Origin of the sequence: Streptomyces cinerochromogenes, assembly GCF_014648635.1 — a bacterium.
Classification (GTDB): domain Bacteria; phylum Actinomycetota; class Actinomycetes; order Streptomycetales; family Streptomycetaceae; genus Streptomyces; species Streptomyces cinerochromogenes.
The window spans coordinates 166,266-188,599 of the sequence record NZ_BMRM01000003.1 but is presented as its reverse complement, the minus strand read 5'-3'; the positions used below and the strand labels follow the sequence as shown (position 1 = coordinate 188,599).

General features: G+C 72.9%; 18 protein-coding genes. 10 read left to right on the top strand and 8 right to left on the bottom strand.

Annotation, left to right across the window (positions count from 1 at the left end; translation table 11 throughout):
- Window positions 1-2: 2 nt before the first annotated feature.
- Window positions 3-722 (bottom strand): class I SAM-dependent methyltransferase, encoded by a 720-nt coding sequence (locus IEZ20_RS07500; protein WP_189295689.1) that lies wholly within the window; start codon window positions 720-722, stop codon window positions 3-5.
- The gene (locus IEZ20_RS07495) at window positions 719-1,942 is read right to left on the bottom strand and encodes a lycopene cyclase family protein (RefSeq protein WP_189295687.1); all 1,224 of its coding nucleotides are present in this window, start codon (window positions 1,940-1,942) and stop codon (window positions 719-721) included. Before IEZ20_RS07495 ends, IEZ20_RS07500 begins: the two co-directional genes overlap by 4 nt.
- Window positions 1,943-2,614: 672 nt before the next feature.
- On the opposite strand from IEZ20_RS07495, the gene crtI reads away from it, so the two are divergent.
- The 7 genes from crtI (at window position 2,615) to IEZ20_RS07460 (ending at window position 9,484) form a co-directional block, all read left to right on the top strand.
- Complete coding sequence (crtI, locus tag IEZ20_RS07490) at window positions 2,615-4,153, top strand: phytoene desaturase family protein (protein WP_189295685.1); 1,539 nt, start codon at window positions 2,615-2,617, stop codon at window positions 4,151-4,153.
- Window positions 4,150-5,163, top strand: coding sequence for a phytoene/squalene synthase family protein (locus IEZ20_RS07485; protein WP_189295683.1), 1,014 nt, complete (start codon window positions 4,150-4,152; stop codon window positions 5,161-5,163). The genes crtI and IEZ20_RS07485 overlap by 4 nt, the downstream gene beginning before the upstream one ends.
- Window positions 5,160-6,209, top strand: a complete 1,050-nt coding sequence (locus tag IEZ20_RS07480) for a Rieske (2Fe-2S) protein (protein WP_189295681.1) — start codon at window positions 5,160-5,162, stop codon at window positions 6,207-6,209. Before IEZ20_RS07485 ends, IEZ20_RS07480 begins: the two co-directional genes overlap by 4 nt.
- Window positions 6,210-6,384: 175 nt before the next feature.
- Window positions 6,385-6,645: a GlsB/YeaQ/YmgE family stress response membrane protein gene (locus IEZ20_RS07475; RefSeq protein WP_189295679.1), complete on the top strand. Its 261-nt coding sequence runs from the start codon at window positions 6,385-6,387 to the stop codon at window positions 6,643-6,645.
- Between the two features lie 202 nt (window positions 6,646-6,847).
- Window positions 6,848-8,365: an MFS transporter gene (locus IEZ20_RS07470; RefSeq protein ID WP_189295678.1), complete on the top strand. Its 1,518-nt coding sequence runs from the start codon at window positions 6,848-6,850 to the stop codon at window positions 8,363-8,365.
- A gap of 366 nt (window positions 8,366-8,731) precedes the next feature.
- Window positions 8,732-8,947, top strand: a complete 216-nt coding sequence (locus IEZ20_RS07465) for a hypothetical protein (protein WP_189295676.1) — start codon at window positions 8,732-8,734, stop codon at window positions 8,945-8,947.
- A 111-nt stretch (window positions 8,948-9,058) separates the two neighbouring features.
- On the top strand, window positions 9,059-9,484 hold the full coding sequence (locus tag IEZ20_RS07460) for a pyridoxamine 5'-phosphate oxidase family protein (protein WP_189295674.1): 426 nt from the start codon (window positions 9,059-9,061) through the stop codon (window positions 9,482-9,484).
- Between the two features lie 119 nt (window positions 9,485-9,603).
- Here the strand turns inward: IEZ20_RS07460 and IEZ20_RS07455 are convergent, their stop codons facing one another.
- From IEZ20_RS07455 to IEZ20_RS07445, 3 genes are all read right to left on the bottom strand, one after another.
- Complete coding sequence (locus IEZ20_RS07455; protein ID WP_229895934.1) at window positions 9,604-10,218, bottom strand: DUF2269 domain-containing protein; 615 nt, start codon at window positions 10,216-10,218, stop codon at window positions 9,604-9,606.
- 88 nt (window positions 10,219-10,306) lie between these two features.
- Window positions 10,307-12,613: an AbfB domain-containing protein gene (locus tag IEZ20_RS07450; RefSeq protein WP_373303912.1), complete on the bottom strand. Its 2,307-nt coding sequence runs from the start codon at window positions 12,611-12,613 to the stop codon at window positions 10,307-10,309.
- Between the two features lie 203 nt (window positions 12,614-12,816).
- Window positions 12,817-14,040 (bottom strand): alpha-lytic protease prodomain-containing protein, encoded by a 1,224-nt coding sequence (locus IEZ20_RS07445; protein WP_189295672.1) that lies wholly within the window; start codon window positions 14,038-14,040, stop codon window positions 12,817-12,819.
- A 366-nt stretch (window positions 14,041-14,406) separates the two neighbouring features.
- Here IEZ20_RS07445 and IEZ20_RS07440 point away from each other — a divergent pair, with 366 nt between their 5' ends.
- A complete protein-coding gene (locus IEZ20_RS07440) occupies window positions 14,407-15,132 on the top strand; it encodes a dienelactone hydrolase family protein (RefSeq protein ID WP_189295670.1) in 726 nt (241 codons plus the stop codon).
- 84 nt (window positions 15,133-15,216) lie between these two features.
- Here the strand turns inward: IEZ20_RS07440 and htpG are convergent, their stop codons facing one another.
- On the bottom strand, window positions 15,217-17,118 hold the full coding sequence (gene htpG, locus IEZ20_RS07435; RefSeq protein WP_189295669.1) for a molecular chaperone HtpG: 1,902 nt from the start codon (window positions 17,116-17,118) through the stop codon (window positions 15,217-15,219).
- 260 nt (window positions 17,119-17,378) lie between these two features.
- Here htpG and IEZ20_RS07430 point away from each other — a divergent pair, with 260 nt between their 5' ends.
- Together IEZ20_RS07430 and IEZ20_RS07425 are read left to right on the top strand one after the other, a co-directional pair.
- Window positions 17,379-17,858, top strand: coding sequence for an SRPBCC family protein (locus IEZ20_RS07430; protein WP_189295667.1), 480 nt, complete (start codon window positions 17,379-17,381; stop codon window positions 17,856-17,858).
- Window positions 17,859-18,133: 275 nt separating this feature from the next.
- Window positions 18,134-19,030: a DUF6424 family protein gene (locus IEZ20_RS07425; protein ID WP_189295665.1), complete on the top strand. Its 897-nt coding sequence runs from the start codon at window positions 18,134-18,136 to the stop codon at window positions 19,028-19,030.
- A gap of 293 nt (window positions 19,031-19,323) precedes the next feature.
- Here IEZ20_RS07425 and IEZ20_RS07420 read toward each other — a convergent pair whose 3' ends face one another.
- Window positions 19,324-20,526 (bottom strand): glycoside hydrolase family 64 protein, encoded by a 1,203-nt coding sequence (locus IEZ20_RS07420; protein ID WP_189295663.1) that lies wholly within the window; start codon window positions 20,524-20,526, stop codon window positions 19,324-19,326.
- Window positions 20,527-20,614: 88 nt separating this feature from the next.
- The gene (locus tag IEZ20_RS07415) at window positions 20,615-21,892 is read right to left on the bottom strand and encodes a glycoside hydrolase family 16 protein (RefSeq protein WP_189295661.1); all 1,278 of its coding nucleotides are present in this window, start codon (window positions 21,890-21,892) and stop codon (window positions 20,615-20,617) included.
- Between the last annotated feature and the right edge of the window lie 442 nt (window positions 21,893-22,334).

Below are 22,334 nucleotides of genomic sequence, written 5' to 3'. Positions count from 1 at the left end.
GTTCATCGGGCGGCCTGCGGGCGACGGGCGACGAAGGTGTGGGTGATGCCGGTCTGCCAGCCGGGCAGGGGCAGGGCGCGGACGTGCGCGAAGCCGGCCGCGCGGACCCGGGCGGCGAAGCGGTCGGCGGTGTCGAACCGCAGGACGCTGTGCCACAGATGCCGGTACAGGTCGCCGTCTCCGAGGAGGGACGCGGCGGGCCGGAGGAGGCCGCGGCACACCAGCGTCCACACCGCGCGGTCGGTGCGGCGGCCCCTGAGGGCGTACTCGTGCACGCCGAGCCGGCCGCCGGGCACGAGCAGCTCCCGCATTCCGGCGAGGACGGCGTCGGGGTCGGACACGTTGCGCAGGAGGTAGGCGGCGAAGACCGCGTCGAAGGGTCCGGTCACGCCGGCCTCGGCCAGGTGTTCCGCCGGTGCCCGGACGAAGGTCACCTCGCCCGCCCAGGGTTTGGCGGCGGCCCTCCGCAGCATGCCGGCGGAGGCGTCCACGGCCGTGATGCGGGCGGCCGGCAGGACGGCGCGGAGCGCGGCCGTCGACGCGCCGGTGCCGCAGCCGACGTCCAGCAGGCGCAGGCCCGCCCCGTCCCCGGACAGGCCGAGACGGCGTACCGAGCGCCGCAGGTGGGCGTGGTAGCCGGGGTTGGCGGCGACCAGCGCGTCGTAGCTGCGGGCGGCGTGGTCGAACGCGGCGGTGAGGTCCTCGTCGCGCAGCAGGGTCATCCGGTCTCCAGGGGCGGTGGCGCGGTGGGGAGGCAGTCGAACGGGCGGCGGGGCAGGTGCGGCAGGTCGAGTGCCGAGCGGAGCATCGGGCCGATCGGGGTGCGCAGGCCGATGGCGAGGTCCTCGTGCAGCCGGGTGCGTCCGTCGAGGAAGCGCAGCAGGCGGGGCGCGGGTACCTGGCGGAACAGGCCGCAGAACAGTGCCGGCCCGTCGACCCGGCCGCCGGCCAGGGCGCGCAGCAGTACGGCGTCCATGGCGTGGGAGCGGGCGGAGTGGGCGGGGGGCGGCACGGGCCGTACTCCCCGGCGCAGGGCGGCGGCGACGGCCCGGGTCTGGCGTTGCAGGCCGGAGAAGGTGTAGCCGGTGGAGGGCCGGGTCGCGCCTCCCGCCGCACCGATGCGGAAGACGCGGGCGCCGACCTGGCGCGGGATCGGGGCGTCCGTCATCGGGATGACCCCGGTCTCGGTGGCCAGGACGTCGAGGTCCCCCAGGCGCAGAACCTCGTGGACGTAGTTCCGCACCGCCGCCTCGTAGCCGCTGCCGGTGAGGAGCCGGGGGGAGAACTCCGTGTACTCGACGAGCGCCTCGTGCGGTCCGGTGGGCAGGACGTAACCGAAGGAGAGGCCGGCGGCGGGCTGTGGGGTGCGGAAGTCCATGAACTCCACGGTGGAGGGGTCGAGGACCGGCCGTGCGGTGCGGACGAACCAGCCGTGGAAGTGCTGGAGCAGCGTGGTGCGCGCGGCGGGCAGGCTGCCGAGGGGCCGGGAGTCGAACACCCAGCGGGCGCCGAGCACGCCCGCCGTGCCGTCGGCGTACCGCAACCGGACGCGGGCCCCGCCCTCGACGTCCTCCACCGTCTCGACGGTGGCCTCCACCCGCCGCACGTTCGGGCTGCGCGCCAGGTCCCGCCCGACCAGGGTCTCGAAGTCGTCGGACCGGATCATCTTGTACCGCAGCGGCGCGAGGTCCCCCTCGATGGAGTCGCCGGTGGGGGGCCTCACCCGCAGGCGCCCCCAACTCGCCGTCAGCGCGGCGTCGAACCGTCCGCGGCCCGCCTCCCAGAAGCACCACGTGCGGCGCGGGGGGCGCAGCGGACCGGGCGGCGCGTCCACGAGGACGACGGACGGCGTCCGCAGCCCCCGTACGCGACCGGCCAGACGATGGGCCAGCGACAGGCCGGCGGCTCCCCCGCCGACCACGGCCACCTCCGCCTCGAACACGACGGCTCCTTCCCTGCTGCCCCTGCTGCGCGTTCCCGTGCGCACCTCGCGCGCTGCGCGTGACCGTCCCGGCCGTGCACCGCACACGCCGTGCGTGACCACCCCGGCCCGCGCACCGCACACGTGGTGCGTGTGTTCCCGCCCGCGTGCCCGAACGGACGCGTGTCACTCGACTGCGGCACCCGCCGGTCACGGCGGGCCCGGATGGTGGAAGGCATGGCCGCAGGCGCTCGGCCACGCTTCGGCCGGTGCCGCGTGCAGGCCCGCCGCACGCGCCGAGGACGTGGTCACGAGCCCGTGCACGCGCCGAGGACGTGGTGACGAGCCGCCGTGTGCCCACGACGTGAGAGGAACGGGGATGTGCCCGACACAGGCGAAGGAACACCATGCGGTCGCGCCGCCGCCCACTCCTCACCCGGTACCACCACCGGTGCCGGCTTCCCCCGTCCGGACGCGCCCGGACGGGGGCACGGGCGCGGGCCGGGACGCGGTCGCCCCGGACCTGACCGGGGCGCGTGTGACCGGGGCGTGCGTGACCGGGACGCGCACGGGCGGCGCGGACGTACCCGCCGGGACGGCGTCCGACGACGGCGACCGCCCGCGCCCCGGGCCGCATCCGGGCGGTTCCCGCGGCCCGGCCGCCTCGGGCGGCGGCGGGCAGGAGAGCGACCGGTGAGGCGCGGGCTGCGCGGACGTAGCGACCACGTCGTGGTGGTGGGAGCCGGCCTCGCCGGGCTGTCGGCCGCCCTGCACCTGCTGGGCTCCGGACGTCGCGTCACCGTCGTCGAACGGGACACGCTGCCCGGCGGCCGGGCCGGACGCCTCGACCTGGGCGGCTACCAAATCGACACCGGTCCCACCGTTCTGACCATGCCCGACCTCGCCGAGGAGGCCTTCGCGGCCGTCGGTGACAGCCTGTACCGCCGGGTCGAACTGATCCCGCTGCACCCGGCCTACCGGGCCCGCTTCGCGGACGGCAGCACGCTGGACGTGCACACCGACGCCGACGCGATGACGGCGGAGGTGGAGCGCTTCGCCGGTCCGGACGAGGCGGCCGGTTACCTGAGGCTGCGCGACTGGCTGACACGGCTGCACCGGGCGCAGATGCGCCGCTTCATCGACGCGAACTTCGACTCCCCGCTCGATCTGCTCAACACCGACCTGGCCCGGCTGGCCGCGCTCGGCGGCTTCGGCCGGCTGGACGCCCGGATCGGGCGCTTCGTCCGGGACGAACGGCTGCGCCGCGTCTTCTCGTTCCAGGCGCTGTACGCGGGCGTGCCACCGGCCCGCGCCCTCGCCGCGTACGCCGTCATCGCCTACATGGACACCGTCGCGGGGGTGTACTTCCCCCGGGGCGGCGTGCACGCCCTGCCGCGGGCCATGGCGGACGCCGCCGCCGACGCGGGCGGGGACCTGCGGTACGGGCAGGAGGTGATCCGCCTGGAACGCTCCGGCGACCGGGTCACGGCCGTCGTCACGGACCAGGACCGCATCCCGTGCGACGCCGTCGTCCTCACTCCCGACCTGCCCGTCGCCTACCGGCTCCTCGGCCGCCGGCCACGGCGCCCGCTGCAGCTGCGGCACGCGCCGTCCGCCGTGGTGCTGCACGCCGGAACGGACCGCACCTGGCCCCACCTGGCGCACCACACCCTGTTCTTCGGCGCGGCCTGGCGGACCACGTTCACCGAACTCACCCGCACCGGGCGGCTGATGAGTGATCCCTCGCTGCTCGTCACCCGGCCCACCGCCACCGACCCCGGGCTCGCTCCACCGGGCCGCCATCTGCACTACGTCCTCGCGCCCTGTCCCAACACCGACATCGGACCGGACGCCGTCGCGTGGGGCGACCTCGGCCCCCGCTACCGTCGAACGCTGCTGCGGGAGCTGCAACGGCGCGGCCTGGACGGCATCGAGGCCGCCGTCGAGGAGGAGTGCCTGGTCACCCCGGCCACCTGGCAGGCCGCCGGTCATGCCGCCGGGACACCGTTCTCGGCCGCCCACACGGTGTCCCAGACGGGGCCGTTCCGGCCGCGGAACCTGCCACGGGGCACCGAGAACGCCGTCCTCGCCGGCTGCGGGACCACACCGGGCGTCGGCGTGCCGACCGTGCTGCTGTCCGGCAAGCTCGCCGCCGCACGGATCACCGGCCTGCCGGCCCCCGCATCGGCTCCGCGCACCTCGTCGGCACGCGGAAGGGCGGCCACCGTATGACGGACCGTGAACTGGACAGGGCGGGGATCGCCGACCCGGCGCTGCGCGCGGCCTACCGCCACTGCCGCGCCCTCAACGCCCGGCACGGCAAGACGTATTTCCTCGCCACCCGGCTGCTGCCGGTCGAGCGCAGATCCGCCGTGCACGCCCTGTACGGCTTCGCCCGCTGGGCCGACGACATCGTGGACCGTGTCGGCGTCGACGCTGTCGGCACCGGCACCGGCACCCGGCGGCGGGCGGCGGCCCTGGCGGAACTGCGGCGGGGCCTGGAGCAGGGGCTGCGGGAGGGGCACAGCCACGAACCGGTGGTGCTGGCCCTCACCGACACCGCACGCCGGTACGGCATCGAGCACGCCCTCTTCCACGACTTCATGTCCGCGATGAGCGCCGACCTGACCGTGACCGACTACGCCACCTACGCCGACCTGCGCGGCTACATGCACGGCTCGGCCGCGGTGATCGGGCTGCAGATGCTGCCGGTCCTGGGCACGGTCGTGCCGCGCGAGCAGGCCGCCCCCTACGCGGCGGCGCTCGGCGTCGCCTTCCAGCTGAGCAACTTCCTCCGCGACGTGGGCGAGGACCTGGACCGGGGGCGCGTCTACCTGCCCACCGATCTGCTGGCCGCCCACGGAGTGGACCGGGAACTGCTGCGGTGGAGCCGGGACACCGGCCGGCACGAGCCCCGGATCACGGCCGCGCTGCGCGAGTTCGAGGCGCTGACGCGCGGTGTCTACCGGGAGGCGCTGCCCGGCCTCGCCATGCTGGACCCGGTGTCGCGCCCCTGCATCCGTACCGCGTTCGTCCTGTACCGCGGCATCCTGGACGCGGTGGCCCAGGACGGTTACCCGGTGCTGCACCGCCGCGCGGTGGTCCCGCGCCGCCGCCGCGCGGCGGTGGCCGCCGACGGTCTCCTGCGGGCGGTCGGCGCACGGCTGCGAGCCCGGCGTCCCCCGGTACGGCCGGCACCGCACGGCGCACCACGCCCGCCCGCCGCGAAGGAGGCCGGGTGAACCCCGACCCGTCCGGCCGGCGCGGCCGTCTTCCGCTCTCGCTGCGCCGGCGCCCGGTGCCGTGGGAGGGGCAGCGGCCCACCTGGCGCGAGGCCGGGCCCGCGGTGATCGCGGAGGCGCTGAAGCGGGCGCAGGCCCGCCCGTCCGGCAACTGGTACGTGGTCGGCGCGTCGCGCGACCTGCGGGAGGACCGTCCGCTCGGCCGGACCGTGGCGGGACGGGAGGTGGTCGTCTGGCGGGGTCCGGACGGCCGTCTCACGGGCGGTCCCGGCGTCTGCCCCCATCTCGGCGCACCGTTGCGGGACAGTCCGGTCCGCTGCGGCACCCTGGTGTGCCGCTGGCACGGGCTGGCCCTGGACGGCACCCCGTACGCGGGCTGGGCTCCCCTGCCGGTGCACGACGACGGCGTCCTGCTGTGGGTGCGGCTGGACGAGGTGGGGGGCGAGGCGCCGCTGGACGGACCGGTGCTGGCGCGGCGGCCCGAGCGGGCGGGTGCGCTGACCGCCGTGTACGCGGGCACAGGGGTCTGCGAGGTCGAGGACGTCGTGGCCAACCGCCTCGACCCGTGGCACGGCGCGTGGCTCCATCCGTACGCGTTCGCGGACCTCACCGTGGTCGGATCACCCGGTGCCGGTGCCGCGGCCGGGGGCGATCCGTCCCAAGGCCCCGTGGGCTGTACGGACGACGCCTTCACCGTGGACGTCTCCTTCAAGCTGGCGGGACGCCTGGTGGTGCCGGTCCGGGCCGTGTTCACGGCTCCCGAACCGCGCACGGTCGTCATGCGGATCACCGAGGGCGAGGGCGCGGGCTCCGTCGTCGAGACCCACGCCACTCCCCTCGGGCCGGACGCGCTGGGCCGGCCGCGGACCGCGGTGACCGAAGCCGTGCTGGCCGTGTCCGGCCGGCCGGGTTTCGCGGTCGCCCGCCGGGCGGCGCCCCTGCTGCGACCGCTCGTCCGCGCGGCGGCCGGGCGCCTGTGGCGGGACGACCTCGCCTATGCCGAACGACGCTGGCGGCTCCGTTCCACGGGACACTTCCCCGGCTGAGGGTCCCGGGCGGAGCGGAGCCGGGTCACCTGCGTTCCGGGATGCCGGTGCCGCGGAAGTCGCCGATGCGGGAACGGGCGTGCGAGGGACGAGTCGGGGCACCCGCAGGAACGCACCCGTGCAGGGGCACACATCGTCCGTGCCCCTGCACCTTCGGTGAAGGAAAGGAGAAGCAGTGTCGTTCCTCTGGGCCATCATCGCCGGACTCGTCATCGGTCTGCTCGCCAAGCTCGTCATCCCCGGACGCCAGCCGATCCCGCTGTGGCTGACGGTCGTTCTCGGCATCCTCGGCGGTGTCGCAGGCAACGCGCTCGCCACCGCCTTCGGCGTACGGGACACGGGAGGCGTCGACTGGCTCCGCCACATCCTGCAGATCGGCGTCGCAGCGGTCCTGATCTCCCTCGTCAGCCCGATGTGGGCCCGACGGCACGCCTGACCGTGTCCGCTCCGGCCCCTCACCCCAGCCTTCGACCGCGGGACCGGAGCCGATCCGGCATCCGGGCGCACCGCTCAACCGGCGTCGAGCCCGGCCTGAGCCTGGGCAGCGCCCGGGTGCCGGTAGCAGGCTGGGTGAGTGTGCCCGTGCCGGACGGGGGAACCGGTCCGGCCGGGTGGCGGCCCTGGCGAGAGGAGTCCAGGTGACAGCGTCGGCATCGGCGGCGGACGGTCGGGACACGGGTCCCCCGGAGGCCGGGTACGAGCCGGATCCGCACCGCTGGCGTGCCCTGTGGGTCACCCTGGTGGCCGGCTTCATGAGCCTGCTGGACGTCACCATCGTGGCGGTCGCCCTGCCCACCATCCAGCGCGCTCTGCACGCCTCCCCCGCGCAGGTGCAGTGGGTGGTCTCCGGATACGCCCTGAGCTTCGCCCTCGCCCTGGTCACCGCCGGCCGCCTCGGCGACGCGCTGGACCGGCGCCGTATCTTCCTGCTGGCCCTCAGCGGCTTCGTGATCTGCAGCGCGGCCTGCGGAGCGGCCCCCGACATCACGCTGCTGGTGGTGGCCCGCCTCGCCCAGGGCCTGGCGGCCGGCTTCATGGCTCCGCAGAACTCCGCGCTCATCCAGCAGATGTTCCGCGGGGCCGAGCGCGGCCGTGCCTTCGGTTTCTTCGGCTCCACCGTCGGCATCTCCTCCGCCGCCGGCCCCCTCATCGGAGGCGCCATCCTCGCCCTGGCCTCGGGCCCCGAGGGCTGGCGGTGGATCTTCTACGTCAACCTGCCCATCGGCATCCTCGCCGTCCTCCTCGGCCGCCGGCTGCTGCCCCGCACCCGTCGCTCCGAGCGGGGCCACATGGACACGACCGGCATCCTGCTCCTCGGCCTGGGCGTGCTGGCGCTGATGTTCCCGCTGGTCCAGGCGGACTCCGGCGGCCTCAGCCGGCTGTGGTGGCTGTTCCCGGCCGGTGCCGTGCTCCTCGCCGTCTTCACGTGGTGGCAGCACCGCCTCGTCGCGCGGGGCACCCAGCCGCTGCTGGACCCGCGCCTGTTCACCACCGTGCGCGGCTACGCCGTCGGCGCCGGCATCGGCACGCTGTACTTCATCGGCTTCAGCGGCGTATGGCTGGTCTTCGCCCTCTTCTACCAGCACGGCCTCGATTTCACGCCGCTGCGGTCGGGCCTCGCCGTGACGCCCTTCGCGCTGGGCTCGGCGAGCGCGGCCGTGGTCGCCGGCCGGCTGGTGGAGCGGTTCGGCCGGCTGCTCACCGTGTGCGGACTCGCCGGCGTCATCGTCGGTCTGGGCGGCACCGCGCTGCTGCTCCGCTTCGCGCCCCTCGGCATCGCGCCGTGGGTCGCCACGCCGGTGCTGTTCCTCGGCGGCGTCGGCGGCGGTTTCGTGGTGTCCCCGAACATCACCATGACCCTGCGGGACGTGCCGGTGCGCATGGCCGGTGCGGCCGGCGGTGCCCTGCAGACCGGGCAGCGGCTGGGCGCCGCGCTGGGGACGGCCGCCCTGCCCGGCCTGTTCTATCTGGTGCTGGGCCGGAGCCAGGACTATCGCGCTGCTCTCGTGACCGCGCTGGGCGCCGCCCTCGTAGGCATGGCGGCGTCGCTGGTGCTCGCGACGGCCGACTGGCGGCGCGACCGGCGGGCGAGCCGCCGGCGCCGGAAGTGCACGGAGGAAGTCGCCAACGACCCGGTGCACGCCCGGCAGAGCTAGGGGTTTCGTTTGGATCAGCCCGGGTCCGCGACGCCCGGCACGGCACCTCGCCGCGTTGCCGGACCACCCGAGTACGCCCAGTACGCGGGTGATCCTCCGCCTTGCGATGCACCGCACCGGACGCCGCGGCCTGATCCGACCTGATCCGAACGAAACCCCCCTAGGGCCTCTCTTCCGGACCATGCCGGGGTCGCGTCGGCCGACAGGCACCGTCGCCCGCAGCCGGCGTGATCCGAAGGAGCGGCCCCAAAGGCCCCCCGCCAGGTCCATCAGGGTGGCCCGGGGCCGTGTCGGACGGCCGATCCGTCGAGCCGCCCGCCATGCTGGGCCTCAGGCGGCCCCCTGAGCGGCGACAAGGAGCACAGCATGCCGAAGGACCCCGTGGAGCGATTCCTGGCGGCGCTGGATCCCGGGCACCGCGAGTCCGTCGGTGCGAAGCCCCGCGAGGAACAGGAACAGCTGGCCGCGGCCTGGGAGCGGGAACTCGAAGCGGACGACGAGCTGGACACCCTGGACGAGTTGTCCCCGCCGGCGGCCGAGGCGGAGGCGGCCCGCCGCGTCCTGGACCGCGAAGCCGGTTAGGGCACCGGCCCTGGGCGCGGACAGGTTGGTGACGCGGCCGGCTGGCTGGCGGCGACGGCGCCTGTCGGCCGACCCCGGCATGATCCGGAAGAGAGGCCCTAGGGTCGCAGGATGACACTCTCCCTTCGAGAACGAGAGCAGTTCCTGGCGGAGCCCCACATCGGCGCGCTGTCGGTCGTGGAAGGGCCGGGCCGCGGTCCGTTGACGGTGCCCATCTGGTACCAGTACACGCCGGGCGGCGAGCTGTGGGTGCGCACCGGGCCCGATTCGCGCAAGGCCCGGGCGATCCGCTCCGCGGGACGTTTCAGCCTGATGGTGCAGCGCACGGAGCCGACCGTGCGCTACGTGTGCGTGGAGGGGCCGGTCACCAGGACGGCGCCGGACAGCCGCGAGCTGTCCTGGGAGATGGCCACGCGGTATCTGCCGGAGGACAAGGTCGCCGCGTTCGTGGAGTACGACCGGACCCGGCTCGGCGAGCACTTCATCGTCTTCATGCGGCCGGAGCACTGGGTGTCCGCCGACCTCGGGGCGTTCTGAGGGCGCCCCGCCCCTCAGGCTCGTCGTCAGATGGATGTGGGTCGTCACCAGTCCAGGAGGCGTGCCGCGACGTCCAGACCGGTGCGGCGCAGACGGGCCGCGGTGACCGGGTCGCCTGTTCAGCGGGTGTCGCCCGCGTGTCCGGCCGCTGCCGGTGCCGAAGCCGATGCCGCTGTCGATGCCGAAGCCGGTGCCGGTGCCGGTGCCGGTGCCGGTGCGGGTGCGCGGGAGGCGGTGCGGTGGGTCCTGCCGCGCCTGGTCAGGCCCCAGGGCTTGAGGACGGAGACGACGGTCATGAAGAGGTAGGCGGACAGGGAGACGACCGGGCCCGGGAGGAGGTCGCCGGGGCCGGGAGGTGGCCCACCCGCCGCGGTGTCCGCCGCGAGGTCCGCGACCGCGGAGTCCAGCCCCGGCCGCAGGGCGAACGCCGTGGCGGCGGTGGCGGCGAGGGTCAGCCAGAACTTCGCGGCGACCCACCGGTGGCGGAACAGTCCCCAGGGTGTGCCCACGGACAGCAGGACACCGCTGAGGAGGGTGAGGAACGCGAGGGGGAGCAGCAGCCAGTCCGCGAAGAGCTTCATCGCCCGGACGAAAGCCCCGGCCGTCACCGCCGATCCGGTCGTGGAGGCGGTGACGGCGAGAGCGAGCAGCCCGAGCGTGAGCCCGAGCCAGCTCGCGGAGGCGGCCACGTGGACGACGAGGGAAGCCCGGCGCGCGGGTCGGCTCAACTTCATGGACGCCACGGTGCCGGAGGAGGCCCGTGCTGCCGTCCGGCGGCCGGAGTAACCCGGCGTACTCGGCGCGGAGTACGCCGCCGGCCGCTCAGGGTGCCCAGGGGGCTTCGACGGACCAGGTGGTGTCCTCGGTGAAGAGGTCCGGGTCGTCCCAGGTGTGTGTCCCGCCGGACCGGGCCAGCCAGAGTTCGGCGTCGATGTGCCGCAGGTACTGGCCGGGGAAGCCGGCCGCGGAGAGTCTGATGCCGCCGTCGCCCCGCACGGGGCACCAGGTGGCGTCGGCCCGGTACAGCGCGGAGTCGTCGCCGGCCTCGCGGCGGACCCGGAAGTCGCGGTGCCGCAGGTACTCGCCCGGGTAGTTGCGCGACTCGAAGGAGTAGCAGAGCTTGTTGGCGAGTCCCGGCCGCACCTTCCAGGTGGCGTCCTGCTTCAGCAGGTCGCTGCTGCCGGAGTCGACCACCGCGGTGTAGCCGAGTCCGTCGTAGTGACGGATGTAGCGGTCGGTGTGGCCGGGTGTGGTGACGCGGATCGAGACGTACTCCTCCAGGGGCAGGCGCACCGGTGGGCCGATGCCGCGGGAGGCGGCGACGAGCGCCTGGTTGGCCGCGCGGACGCGGGCCTCGTCCACCTTGACGACGCGGCGGTCGTAGGTCATCAGGCCGTTGGTCTCGTTCTCGACGTCGGTGATCTGTGTGTACACGGAGGCGGACAGGCCGCCGGCGGGCATGGCGTTCTCGCGGATGCCGTCGAGCAGTCCGACGAGGCGGTCGTCCAGGGCGGACGGGCTCGGCTGGTCCTCGTAGCTGAATCCGCCGCCCGGGTACCACTCGTGGCCGGGGACCCGGTAGCCGAGTCCGCCGTACTCCCCCAGCACCGAGGCGCGCACCTGCTCGGTCGGGGTGTTGCCCGGCCCGACGTAGGTGTGGTTGTCGATCACGTCGCCGTTGCCGCCGTCCCGGGCGCCGCAGCAGTTGACGCCGCTCATGTTGTCCACCAGGCGCGAGGGGTCGTAGGCCTTGACCATGTCCGCGATGCGTGCCTGGTCGTACTGGCCCCAGCCCTCGTTCTGGTCGACCCACTGGATGAGCGCGGGCGAGCTGCGGTGCTGGTCGATGATGGCCCGGTACTCGCTCTCCCACTGGGTGCGGGCCGCGCTGTCCGGGGTCTTTCCGCTGTCCATGGACGGCATGTCCTGCCACACCAGCAGCCCGAGCCGGTCCGCCCAGTAGAACCAGCGCTGCGGTTCCACCTTGATGTGTTTGCGGACCGTGTTGAAACCGAGGTCCTTCTGCTTCTGCAGGTCGTACCTGAGCGCGTCGTCGGTGGGTGCGGTGGCGATGCCGTCGGGCCAGTAGCCCTGGTCCAGGGTGCCGGTCTGGAAGACGAACCGGCCGTTGAGGACCGGCCGGCGCACGCCGTTCACGTCCTTGACGGCGATCGAGCGCATACCGGCGTAGCCGCCGACCCGGTCGCCGCCGGGGCTGCCGGTCAGCCGGGCGGTGACGTCGTACAGGAACGGGTCGTCCGGCGACCACAGGTGGGCGTCGGGTACCCGGACGGACAGTTCGGTGCCGACCGTGCCGGTGGCGCTCGCGACCGTCGTACCGCCGTCGGAGACGGTGACCCTGACGGCGGCGCCGGCGGCGGCTCCGCTGCCGCGCACGGTCACGCGCAGGGTGTCGTCCTCCAGGTGCGGGACCATGTCGAGCCGGGTGATGTGCGCCGTCGGTGTCGGCTCCAGCCAGACGGTCTGCCAGATGCCGGAGGAGGCGGTGTAGACGATGCTGTGGCCGGGGTGCGGGGTGACGTCCTGGACGCGCTGCTTGCCGATGGCCTGGCCGCCGGCCCCGGTCGGGTCGTACACCGACACGACGACGGTGTTGGTGCCGCGGTTCAGCAGGGGTGTGACGTCGTAGGTGAAGGCGTCGTAGCCGCCGCGGTGGACGGCACCCGCCTGGCGGCCGTTGATCCAGACGGTCGTCTCCCAGTCGGCGGCACCGAAGTTGAGCTGGACACGCTGGCCGTCCCAGCCGTTGGGCACGGTGAAGGTGCGCCTGTACCAGAGCCTGTCGTTCGCGGTGATCTGGCGCTGGACGCCGGAGAGCGCGGACTCCGGTACGAACGGTACGCGGATCCGCGCGTCGAACACCGCCGGCTGCGCGGCGTCGCGGGAGGTGACGGCGAAGTCCCAGATGCCGTTCAGACTGGCCCAGTCGGGCCGGGTGAGCTGCGGACGGGGGTACTCCGGCAGGGGGTGGTCCACCGGTACCAGGTCGGTCCAGGGCGTGGACATGGGGGCGGCCACGGGCGTCCAGGACGCCGCGGCCCGCGACGGGGGCGCCCCGGCCGCGAGGAGGGCGGTGACGGCCAGGGCCGTCACCACCACGGCGGTCAGGAGGTGCGCCAGGCGCCGAACGGCCCGGACCGGTCGGAAGGGTGGGGGGACGCTGCGGGGCGGGGGTCTCAGCACGGTGTCTGCTCCATGGGTCGGCGCGGCACCGTGGCCGGGGCTCCGCCGCTGTGCACACGGAGCCCCGGGCGGGACCGCGGAGGGTCGGTGGGAGGGCCGGACGCCGGCCGGTGTCCGTGTACGAACGCTCAGCCGGTGTACGTGTGCAGGGTCAGGCCGTACCGGCCGAGGATCTCGTTGACCGGCTGGAACCAGGTCTCGCCGCCGCCGGTGCAGTTGCCCCAGCCGCCCGAGGTGACGCCCTGCGCCTGGTCCCCGGTGATGAAGGAACCGCCGGAGTCCCCGGGTTCGGCGCAGACGCTCGTCTTCGTCAGCTGGTGCACCGCGCCCTGGCTGTAGTTGACGGTCTCGTTCGTCGCCAGCACCGTGCCGCAGTGCCAGTGCGAGGTCGATCCCGAGCGGCAGACGGAGGAACCGACGGGCGCCACGGCCGAGCCGCGCACCAGCTGGTCGGGCACCGTGCCCCAGCCCAGCACCACCGGGACCGTCCACCAGCCGCTGCCCACGCTCACCCAGGCGTAGTCGTTGTCCGGGAACGAGGAGCCCTGGAAGGTGCCGATGTAGGAGCCGTCCCAGCCGCTGACCCCGGCGCCGGGCGAGCCGCAGTGCCCGGCGGTCACGAAGCCGCCGTACACCGAGAAGCCGATCGAGCAGCGGACGTTGCCCGTGTAGTACGGGTCGCCGCCGACCGTTCCCGCGGCGAAGGTCCGCGGCGCGGCGGAGACGGTCCTGACCGTCACGGGACCCGCCTCGCGGGCCCGGGACAGGAAGCGCCGGACATCGTTGTCGGCACGGTCCCCGCGCACGATGTCGACGACCACCGTGCCGGCCACCGGGTCGACGTGCCAGCCGCTGACCCCCGACGGGGCGGACAGCCGGTCGATGCGCGCCTTGACGGCGTCCAGTTGGCGGGCCGTGCGGGTGGCCGTACGGATCCCGGCCCCGGCCGCCCTGATCGCGCGGCGCGTGTCCGGCGAGGCGTCCGGGGTGAGCGCCACGGTCAGGCGCCCCCGCGCGGCGTCGAACCAGGAGCCCGCGTAGGCCTCGCCGGCCGTGCGGCGCGCCTTCGGTGCGAGCACCGCGGCGGCCCGCTCGGCCGCGACCCGCGCCTCGGCCTGCCGCCGCGTGAGGCCGAGGTCGCGCTGCATGGCGGCGAGGAGTCCGTCGGAGGCGGGCTTGGCGGACGCGGTGGGCGAAGCGGATCCCGTGGATTCGGCGGGTGCAGTGGATCCCGTGGACCCGGCGGGCGGGGTGGAGCCGGTTGCCGCCGCGGGGACCGTTCCCGCCGTGGCCAGGCCGCCGAGGAGCAGGAGCGTGGCCAGGACGGCATGCGTAAGTCGTCTGCGTCTCATGGGAGTTGCCCTTCGTCGTTCCAGGGGTGGGGTGGAACAGCCGATGTCTGAGAGCGCTCTCATGCGTGGCGGGGCAGAGCCTAGCCGCCTCTGCCCGCCAGGTCCATGCCAATGCAGCCCTCGGTGGACAGCCGGCCTCCCGCGAGGCTCGACTCGGCTGATCTCCCGGCACTGACGGTCAGCGGTCCCGCCAAGGGGCGGGACCGGAACACGCCGGGAACCTGCCGCGAGGGTCAGTAGCCGCCGGCCGGCAGCACTGACACGGATGCGTGAACCATCGCCGCATGTCAGAAGCGCCCCGGGCTGTTCTGCCAGCGGCAGAACAGCCCGCCCGACCGGACCGGACGGTCACTACAGTCCACTCTCATGGTGACGATGACCACGCGTACGGTGGAGTACCAGGCCGACGGCCTCACGATGATCGGGTACCTCGCGCTCCCCGCCGGTGTCGACCGCCGGCCCGCGGTCCTGATCGGGCCCGAGGGGACAGGGCTCAGCGATGTCGAGCGCCGCCGGGCCGATGCCCTCGCCGAGCTGGGATACGTGGCGCTGGCCTTCGACCTCCACGGCGGGCGCTACTTGGGCGACCCCGAGGAGATGCTGGCCCGTTGCATGCCCCTGCTCGCCGACCCCGACCGGATGCGGGGCATCGGGCACGCGGCGCTCGACGTGCTCCGCGCCGAACCGCGGGCCGACCCCGACCGGATCGCCGCCGTCGGCTACGGCACCGGGGGCGCCATCGCGCTGGAACTCGGGCGCGACGGCGTCAACCTGCGCGCGATCGGGACGGTCAACGCACTGACCACGGGCCGACCGGGCGAGGCGGCGCGCATTCGCTGCCCGGTGTGGGCCGGTGTCGGGTCGGAGGACCCGATCATGCCGCCCGCCCAACGCGACGCGTTCACCGCCGAGATGCAGGCGGCGGGCGTCGACTGGCGCCTCGTGGTCTACGGCGGAGCCTTGCACGCCTTCCACCACCCACCGGTCGACCACACCGTGCGGCCCGGCGTCGGCCACCACCCACGGCACGCACAGCGGGCCTGGCGCGACATCGTCGGCCTGCTCGCCGAGTGCTTGCCCGTGACGGAGTGACCCGTCCCGCGCCACCAGGAGGCGGCTTCCGTCCTGCCCGGGGGTGTGCGCCCCGGGCAGGACGTCGGCGCCCTACGGGCCGGGTCAGAGCGCGCGTTCCAGGCGGTCCGCCATCAGCTTGACGAAGCGGGCCGGTTCCTTCGGCTGGCCGCCCTCGGCGAGCACCGCCAGGCCGTGCAGGAGTTCGGCGGTCTCGGCGAGTTCCGTGCGGTCCTCGCGCTCCTTGTACGCCTGGTTGAGGCCCTTGACCAGCTGGTGGTCGGGGTTGAGTTCCAGGATCCGCTTGGCGCGGGGCACCTCCTGGCCCATGGCGCGGTACATGTTCTCCAGGGCCGGGGTCAGGTCGTGCGCGTCGGAGACGACGCAGGCCGGGGAGACGGTGAGGCGGGAGGACAGGCGCACCTCCTTGATGTCCTCGTCCAGTTGCTCCTTCATCCAGTCGAGCAGTCCGGCGTAGTCCTCGGTCTGCTTCTCCCGCTCCTCGTCGGAGGCGTCCTCGTCCTTCGCGTCGAGGTCGATCTGGCCCTTGGCGACCGAGCGCAGCTTCTTGCCCTCGTACTCGCCGACGGCGTCCGCCCACACCTCGTCCACCGGGTCGGTGAGCAGCAGCACCTCGATGCCGCGCTCCCGGAACGCCTCCATGTGGGGGGAGTTCTCGATGCTCTGCCGGGACTCGCCGGTCAGGTAGTAGATGTCCTCCTGACCGTCCTTCATCCGCTCCACGTACCCCTTGAGGGTGGTCGGCTCGGTGTCGTGGTGCGTGCTGGCGAACGAGGCGACGGCGAGGATGGCGTCGCGGTTCTCGGAGTCGGTGACCAGTCCCTCCTTCAGGACCGTGCCGAACTCCCGCCAGAACGTGCCGTACCGCTCCTGGTCCTTGGTCATCATCTCCTTGACCGTGGACAGGACCTTCTTCGTCAGCCGCCGCCGCATCATCTCGATGTGGCGGTCCTGCTGGAGGATCTCGCGGGACACGTTGAGCGACAGGTCCGCCGCGTCGACGACGCCCTTGACGAAGCGGAGGTACGGCGGCAGCAGCGCCTCGCAGTCGTCCATGATGAACACGCGCTTGACGTAGAGCTGCACCCCGCGCTTGAAGTCCCGCGTGAACAGGTCGTGGGGGGCGTGCGCGGGGAGGAACAGCAGGGCCTGGTACTCGAAGGTGCCCTCCGCCTGGAGTCGGATCGTCTCCAGCGGGTCCCGCCAGTCGTGGCCGATGTGCTTGTACAGCTCGTGGTACTCGTCGTCGGACACCTCGTCGCGCGGCCGCGCCCACAGTGCCTTCATGGAGTTGAGCGTCTCGGGCTCGGGCGCCTCGTCGCTCTCGCCGGACTTCTCGGGCACCATCCGGATGGGCCAGGTGATGAAGTCCGAGTACCGCTTGATGATCTCCCTGATCTTCCACGGGGAGGTGTAGTCGTGGAGCTGGTTCTCCGGGTCGGCCGGCTTGAGGTGCAGGGTGACCGAGGTGCCCTGCGGAGCGTCGTCGACCGTCTCCAGCGTGTACGTGCCCTCGCCGCGCGACGTCCAGCGGGTGCCCTGGGTCTCGCCGGCGCGCCGGGTGAGCAGGGTGACCTCGTCCGCCACCATGAAGCCGGAGTAGAACCCGACGCCGAACTGGCCGATGAGCCCCTCCTCCCCGGCCTTGTCCTTGGCGTCCCGCAGCTCCTGCAGGAACTTCGCGGTGCCCGAGTTGGCGATCGTGCCGATGAGCTGTCCGACCTCGTCGTACGACATCCCGACGCCGTTGTCCCGCACGCTGAGGGTACGGGCCTCCTTGTCGACGTCGATCTCGATGTGCAGGTCGGACACGTCGGCGTCGAGCGAGTCGTCCCACAGCTTCTCCAGGCGCAGCTTGTCCAGCGCGTCGGAGGCGTTGGACACGAGCTCCCGCAGGAAGACGTCCTTGTTCGAGTAGACCGAGTGAATCATCAGCTGGAGCAGCTGACGGGCCTCTACCTGAAACTCAAAGGTCTCAGACGGCATGATCGCGAATACCTCACAGGTCCTGTCGCCGAAACTGGTGAAGCCACTGTAAAACACCACGTCAGCGCGGCGGGCGGAAGAGGGTGCGGTGGCTGGATCCGCACCCTCGTCCGAAGGGTGGCGGCGTCGTCCCGCACAGCCCGTCGCGGATCGGTCACGGCGCGGAAGATCCGGTCGCGCGTGCCGGTCGGTGCTCATAACCGCCGGTCCCCCGGGTACTCGCCGGGTGCAACGAAGCACCGACCATGGGAGGCGCTGAGATGAGCACGGTCAGGGAAGCGGTGGAAGTCGAGGTTCCGCTGCACACGGCCTACAACCAGTGGACGCAGTTCGAGGACTTCCCAAACTTCATGGAAGGCGTCGAGGAGGTCAGGCAACTGGACGACCGGCACAACCACTGGGTCACGAAGATCGGCGGCGTCCGGCGGGAGTTCGACACCGAGATCGTCGACCAGCTGGCCGACGAGCGCATCACCTGGCGCACCACCAGCGGCGACACCAGCCAGAAGGGCATGGTCCGCTTCGAGCGCCTGGACGACTCGCACACCAAGGTCGAACTGGTCATGGACGTCGAGCCCAGCGGAGCCGTGGAGCGGGCCGCGGATCTGATCGGCACGATCGACCGGCGTGTCAAGGGCGACATGAAGCGGTTCAAGCAGTTCATCGAGGAGCGCGGCGCGGAGTCCGGCAGCTGGCGCGGCCGGATCAAGCCGGGAGGCGGGGGTCCGACGCCGCTCTGAGCAGGCAGGAGTGCTCCGAACGGACACACGGACACACGGACGGACAGACACGCAGGACAGACACGCAGGCAGACGGAGACGGGAAGCGCATGGCCCGGGCACACGGCCCGGGCCATGCGGCATGCCGACGTACCGGTACCCGCGGGGTCCTGCCGAGCCGGGCGGCGGCCCGGCGGCTGCGCTCGCACACTCCCGTGCCGAGGCGCACGATGGTCACAGGGGGAACTCGGCACCGCGGGCCGGGTCCGGGCCGCGGGCGGCACGAGGAGGGCATCATGACCCGTGCCGGCACCGTCGCCGGAGACCGGACGCCCGACACGGTCGAGCCGGGCGGCGTCCTCTCGGAGAACCATCCCTGGCGGATTCGGCTGGTCAAGCATCCCAAGCGTTTCGAGTCGCCGTTCTTCCAGGCCGCGAAGCGCACGGCGCACCGGATCCTGGACGAGACGGACGACGCGGACCTGCCCTACGGCCCCAGACCCGTGCCGCCGGAGCACTGGGAGATGCACCACGGGGGCAGCCTGTGGGTGAGGGCGGCGGGCGGCTGGCGGATGTACCGGGCCCGTGCGGGCATCGAGTGGAGCATGCAGTTCTGCGCCGAGCCGTCCAGGATCGACCGGCTGCGCCGCGACGCGGCCGAACTCGTCGCGGCCTTCCCGGACACGCTGCCCGCCCTGGCGCAACTGGGCTACGAGGAGGCCGAGGAGCTGCTCCGCACGCCGGTCACGGACGCCGACGGCGTCGAGGCGTGGACCGACTCCCTGTTCAACGCGTGCGTGCCGATGAGCCGCGGGAACCACCAGGGGATCCTGCCGAAGGTGCCCGGTGAGCACCACTACCCGTGGCCCGTGAAGGGCGCGGACTTCTTCCGGTACGACGACTTCCAGCTGTGGGTGACCCTTCCCGACGGCACCCACGGCGCGGTGGTGCCGGTGGACCGGCGCGGCTCCGGTGACGGGCATGTGCGTCTGGTGCACGCCCCGGAGGGCAGCGAGGCCGCGGACGCACTGGCCGAGGCGCAGGAGCGCGGGCTGATGGCGGTCCTGCCGCCGAACAGCTCGGCCGCGCTGCAGGCGTTCGCCGGGCAGATCGAGCCGGGGCAGCGAACCGCGTCCGGGCCACTCGTCCGGCGCGGGGTACGGGGCGACGGCGGGCGTTCCCGGGCCCGCTGACTTCCCGGCTTCACCCCTCGGCGCGGCGGTGCCCTATGGGCTCCGGCACGCGGCGCCCGCCTGCGGAGACACCACTCGGCTCGGAGGACAGGCCGGCGCAGGAGAGGTCCTGGATGCAGGCGGCCCGGCGGACCGCCTGCTCGTCCTGCTCCCGGTAGCCGTTGGCGAGCCGTCCGGCGGGCGGCAGGCCCTGCTCCTCGTAGGAGCGCAGCGCGTCGACGGGGGCCCTGCGCCGGGCGCGGACCGGATCGGCCGGTGTCGGCGGCGCGATCCGGTCCGCGACAAGGCGCGCGTCAGAACCGTGTCAGGGTCAGCCGGATTCCGGTGGGCGCGGTGTCCTGGATGTAGGAGGCGAAGTCGGCGACGTCGTCGAAGGCGAAGCCGTAGGCCTTGCCGTCCCGGGTCGCCGCGTGGATGGCCTTCGCGTAGTGGTTGGTGAGGTCGGTCCGGTAGAACGCCGAGGCGTCGGTGACGGGCTGGTCGGGGGTGCTGAGGAGGGTGGAGCGGTTGAAGCCGGCGCCCAGGACGGCGGCGACAGGACCGGTGGTGCCGTCGTTCGGTGCGGCGAGGTTGCCGTCGCAGAAGAGGACGTCGCGGGTGGACGGCTTGCCGAAGGTGACCGGGGCCGGACCGTCGAACGTGAACCTGTCGGCGCGCACCCGGCCCGTGAAGGTGCCCGCGTTGGTGGTGACCTTGAGGTCCTTGCCGGTGTAGGTGCTCCACACCTGGTCGATGTACGGGGCGAAGTAGTCCTTGGCGAACAGGCCCGCGTCCAGGCCGTGTCCGGGAGCGATGACGCGCAGGTCGTCGACGACCAGCGGGGCGAACTCCGCGACCTGCTTGACGGCGCTGAACACCGAGGCCCGGCCGCCGTCGCGCAGGGTGCCCGTGGTCTGGTCCTTGGCTCCGGTCAGCCGGATGCTCATCGGCACGCTGAACATGTCGACCATGGTCGTGTTGCAGAACATGCCCGCGGCGTTGTAGGTGAACTCGGCGCAGTCGTGCAGTACGCGGTAGTTGGGGTCGGAGGTCACCCAGCCGGCGGGGTACTGCAGTGCCGGGTTTCCGTTGCCGTCCTTGACGACCTTGAACTTCAGCTTCTGCCCGAGCGACACGTAGATGCGGCCGGACATGTGGGGGAGCTTGAGGGTGGCCTCTCCGCTCGCGGGCAGGGAGAGGGCGTAGTCGGTGAAGCCGTCCGCGCCGTTGTCGGACAGGGCTATCGGGGCCAGGGTGCCGTCAGGGGTGACCCGTACCTGCTTCCCGTCCTGGTTGCCGACGATGTAGACGTGCACCGAGGCGTTGTCGAACGAGCCGCTGTCGTTGGCGATCGTCAGCGGCAGCGTGCCCGCCGCGGCGGCCTTCGTGCCGTTGTCCGGCGTGCCGGCGAGGGCGTAGGGGCCGAGGGCCGCGACGGCGGGGGCGGCCACCGCCGCTCCGCCCAGGGCGAAGAACAGCTTGCGGCGGGTGAGACTGCGCTGGTGACGTGCTGCCATGTGCCGTGCCTTTCGTTGGTACATGTGCCTCTAGGAGGCGAGTGGGGGGTGGGTGGGGGTTGGTGGGGTGGGTCGTCCGCCCTGCGGGTCAGCCCACGGTCCACTTCTGGTCGGCGGTGCCGCCGCAGGTCCGGATCTGCAGCCGAGTGCCGTCGGCGGCCGAACCGCCCGTGGTGCCCAGGCACTTGTCCGCTCCGACGTTGGTCAGGTCGTGGGCGGCGGTGTAGGTCCACTGCTGGGCCTTGCTGCCGTTGCAGCTGTAGAGCTGGACGGGGGTGCCGTCCCCGGTGGAACCGCCGCGGACGTCGAGGCACTTGCCCAGCGCGCGGACGGTGCCGTCACCGCCCAGCGTCCACTTCTGGGCGTCGGCACCGGTGCAGTCGTGAAGCTGGATCGGCGTCCCGTCCGCGGTGGAGGCGCCGGCGACGTCGACGCACATACCGCCGATGCCCTTGATGGCACCGCTCTTGCCCGTCGACCCGGTCGAGCCGCCCGTGTCGGAGGTCGAGACGCGGACGTAGTCGATGGTCATCGTCTGCGGGAAGGAGGTGGCCGAGTCGGGGCTGCCGGGCCAGTCGCCGCCGACGGCGAGGTTCAGGATGAGGAAGAACGGGTGGTCGTAGACCCACTTCTTGCCGCCGAGGTCGGCCGGCGTGCGGGTCTCGTAGGCGTGGCCGTCCACCGACCAGGTGATCGCCGTCGGGCTCCAGTCGACGGCGAAGACGTGGAAGTCGTCGGCGAACGCCTTGCCGTCGGGCAGCGTGTAGGCGGCGCCGAGGCCGCCGGAGCCGGAATAGCCGGGGCCGTGGATGGTGCCGTGGACCACGCCGGGCTCGTGACCGACGTTCTCCATGATGTCGATCTCGCCGCTGTTGGGCCAGCCCGCGCTCCCGAGGTCGTCGCCGAGCATCCAGAAGGCCGGCCAGACACCCCGGCCGCGCGGGATCTTGATGCGGGACTCGAAGTGGCCGTACGCCTGGCTGAAGGTGCGGGCCGTGTTGAGCCGGGCCGACGAGTACTGGCACGTCCCGTTCCAGCACTGCAGTCCGGAGTCGGTGTTCTTGCGCGCCGTGATCACCAGGTGGCCCTCGCCGTCCAGGGCGGCGTTCCGGTTGCCCGGCGTGTAGTACTGCAGCTCGTGGTTGCCGTTGCCCGAACCACCGGTCTCGAGCGTCCACTTGGCCGGGTCGGGGGCGCTTCCGGCGCTGCCGTCGAAGTCGTCGGACCAGGTCACCGCGGTGGGTGCGGCGCTGGCCCGGTTCGCGCCGGAACCGGTCGTCGTGATGAGGACGGCGGTGACGAGTGCGGCGGCGACCAGTGAGACCAGTCCGCCGAGCGTCCACCGCCGAGCGCGATGAGCTGCCATGGCTGGGATGACACCTTGTCTTGTGGGGGATTCAGGTGGTTCCGCCCGTACGGCGGGCCGCGAACGAGGAAGCAGGGCGTTCCCCTTGAGAGCGCTCTCTCGGCTGCGGTGAGCCGCGGGTGGACCCCGATGGTACGCACCACGGTCACCTCGGCCAACTTGTCCGCGGCGCGCTCAACACCGCCTGAACTGCGGTGACTTGCAGAGCGAGTCGAGACTCAAGATCGCTTAAGGAGTGTTTAAGCCTCCCTTAAGCGAAACGGCTCCGCACTGGACGCTCATCGGAATGACCAATTCCGGCGATGCGGCCGCATTCGCACACAAGGGCCGCACTCGAACCCGCGCATGACATCGCCATGCGAATTCGGACAGAAGACACGGCACTTCACACGACCTCGGCGGGATCGCCTCGTCCAGGGCCGGAGTCCGGGGCACCACCGCC

What these genes read in the sequence shown, in the direction of transcription:
- IEZ20_RS07500 (WP_189295689.1), bottom strand. Translation starts at nt 722, where the DNA reads ATGACCCTGCTGCGCGACGAGGACCTCACCGCCGCGTTCGACCACGCC.
- IEZ20_RS07485 (WP_189295683.1), top strand. Translation starts at nt 4,150, where the DNA reads ATGACGGACCGTGAACTGGACAGGGCGGGGATCGCCGACCCGGCGCTG.
- IEZ20_RS07465 (WP_189295676.1), top strand. Translation starts at nt 8,732, where the DNA reads ATGCCGAAGGACCCCGTGGAGCGATTCCTGGCGGCGCTGGATCCCGGG.
- IEZ20_RS07460 (WP_189295674.1), top strand. Translation starts at nt 9,059, where the DNA reads ATGACACTCTCCCTTCGAGAACGAGAGCAGTTCCTGGCGGAGCCCCAC.
- IEZ20_RS07455 (WP_229895934.1), bottom strand. Translation starts at nt 10,218, where the DNA reads ATGAAGTTGAGCCGACCCGCGCGCCGGGCTTCCCTCGTCGTCCACGTG.
- IEZ20_RS07445 (WP_189295672.1), bottom strand. Translation starts at nt 14,040, where the DNA reads ATGAGACGCAGACGACTTACGCATGCCGTCCTGGCCACGCTCCTGCTC.
- IEZ20_RS07440 (WP_189295670.1), top strand. Translation starts at nt 14,407, where the DNA reads ATGGTGACGATGACCACGCGTACGGTGGAGTACCAGGCCGACGGCCTC.
- htpG (WP_189295669.1), bottom strand. Translation starts at nt 17,118, where the DNA reads ATGCCGTCTGAGACCTTTGAGTTTCAGGTAGAGGCCCGTCAGCTGCTC.
- IEZ20_RS07430 (WP_189295667.1), top strand. Translation starts at nt 17,379, where the DNA reads ATGAGCACGGTCAGGGAAGCGGTGGAAGTCGAGGTTCCGCTGCACACG.
- IEZ20_RS07425 (WP_189295665.1), top strand. Translation starts at nt 18,134, where the DNA reads ATGACCCGTGCCGGCACCGTCGCCGGAGACCGGACGCCCGACACGGTC.
- IEZ20_RS07420 (WP_189295663.1), bottom strand. Translation starts at nt 20,526, where the DNA reads ATGGCAGCACGTCACCAGCGCAGTCTCACCCGCCGCAAGCTGTTCTTC.
- IEZ20_RS07415 (WP_189295661.1), bottom strand. Translation starts at nt 21,892, where the DNA reads ATGGCAGCTCATCGCGCTCGGCGGTGGACGCTCGGCGGACTGGTCTCA.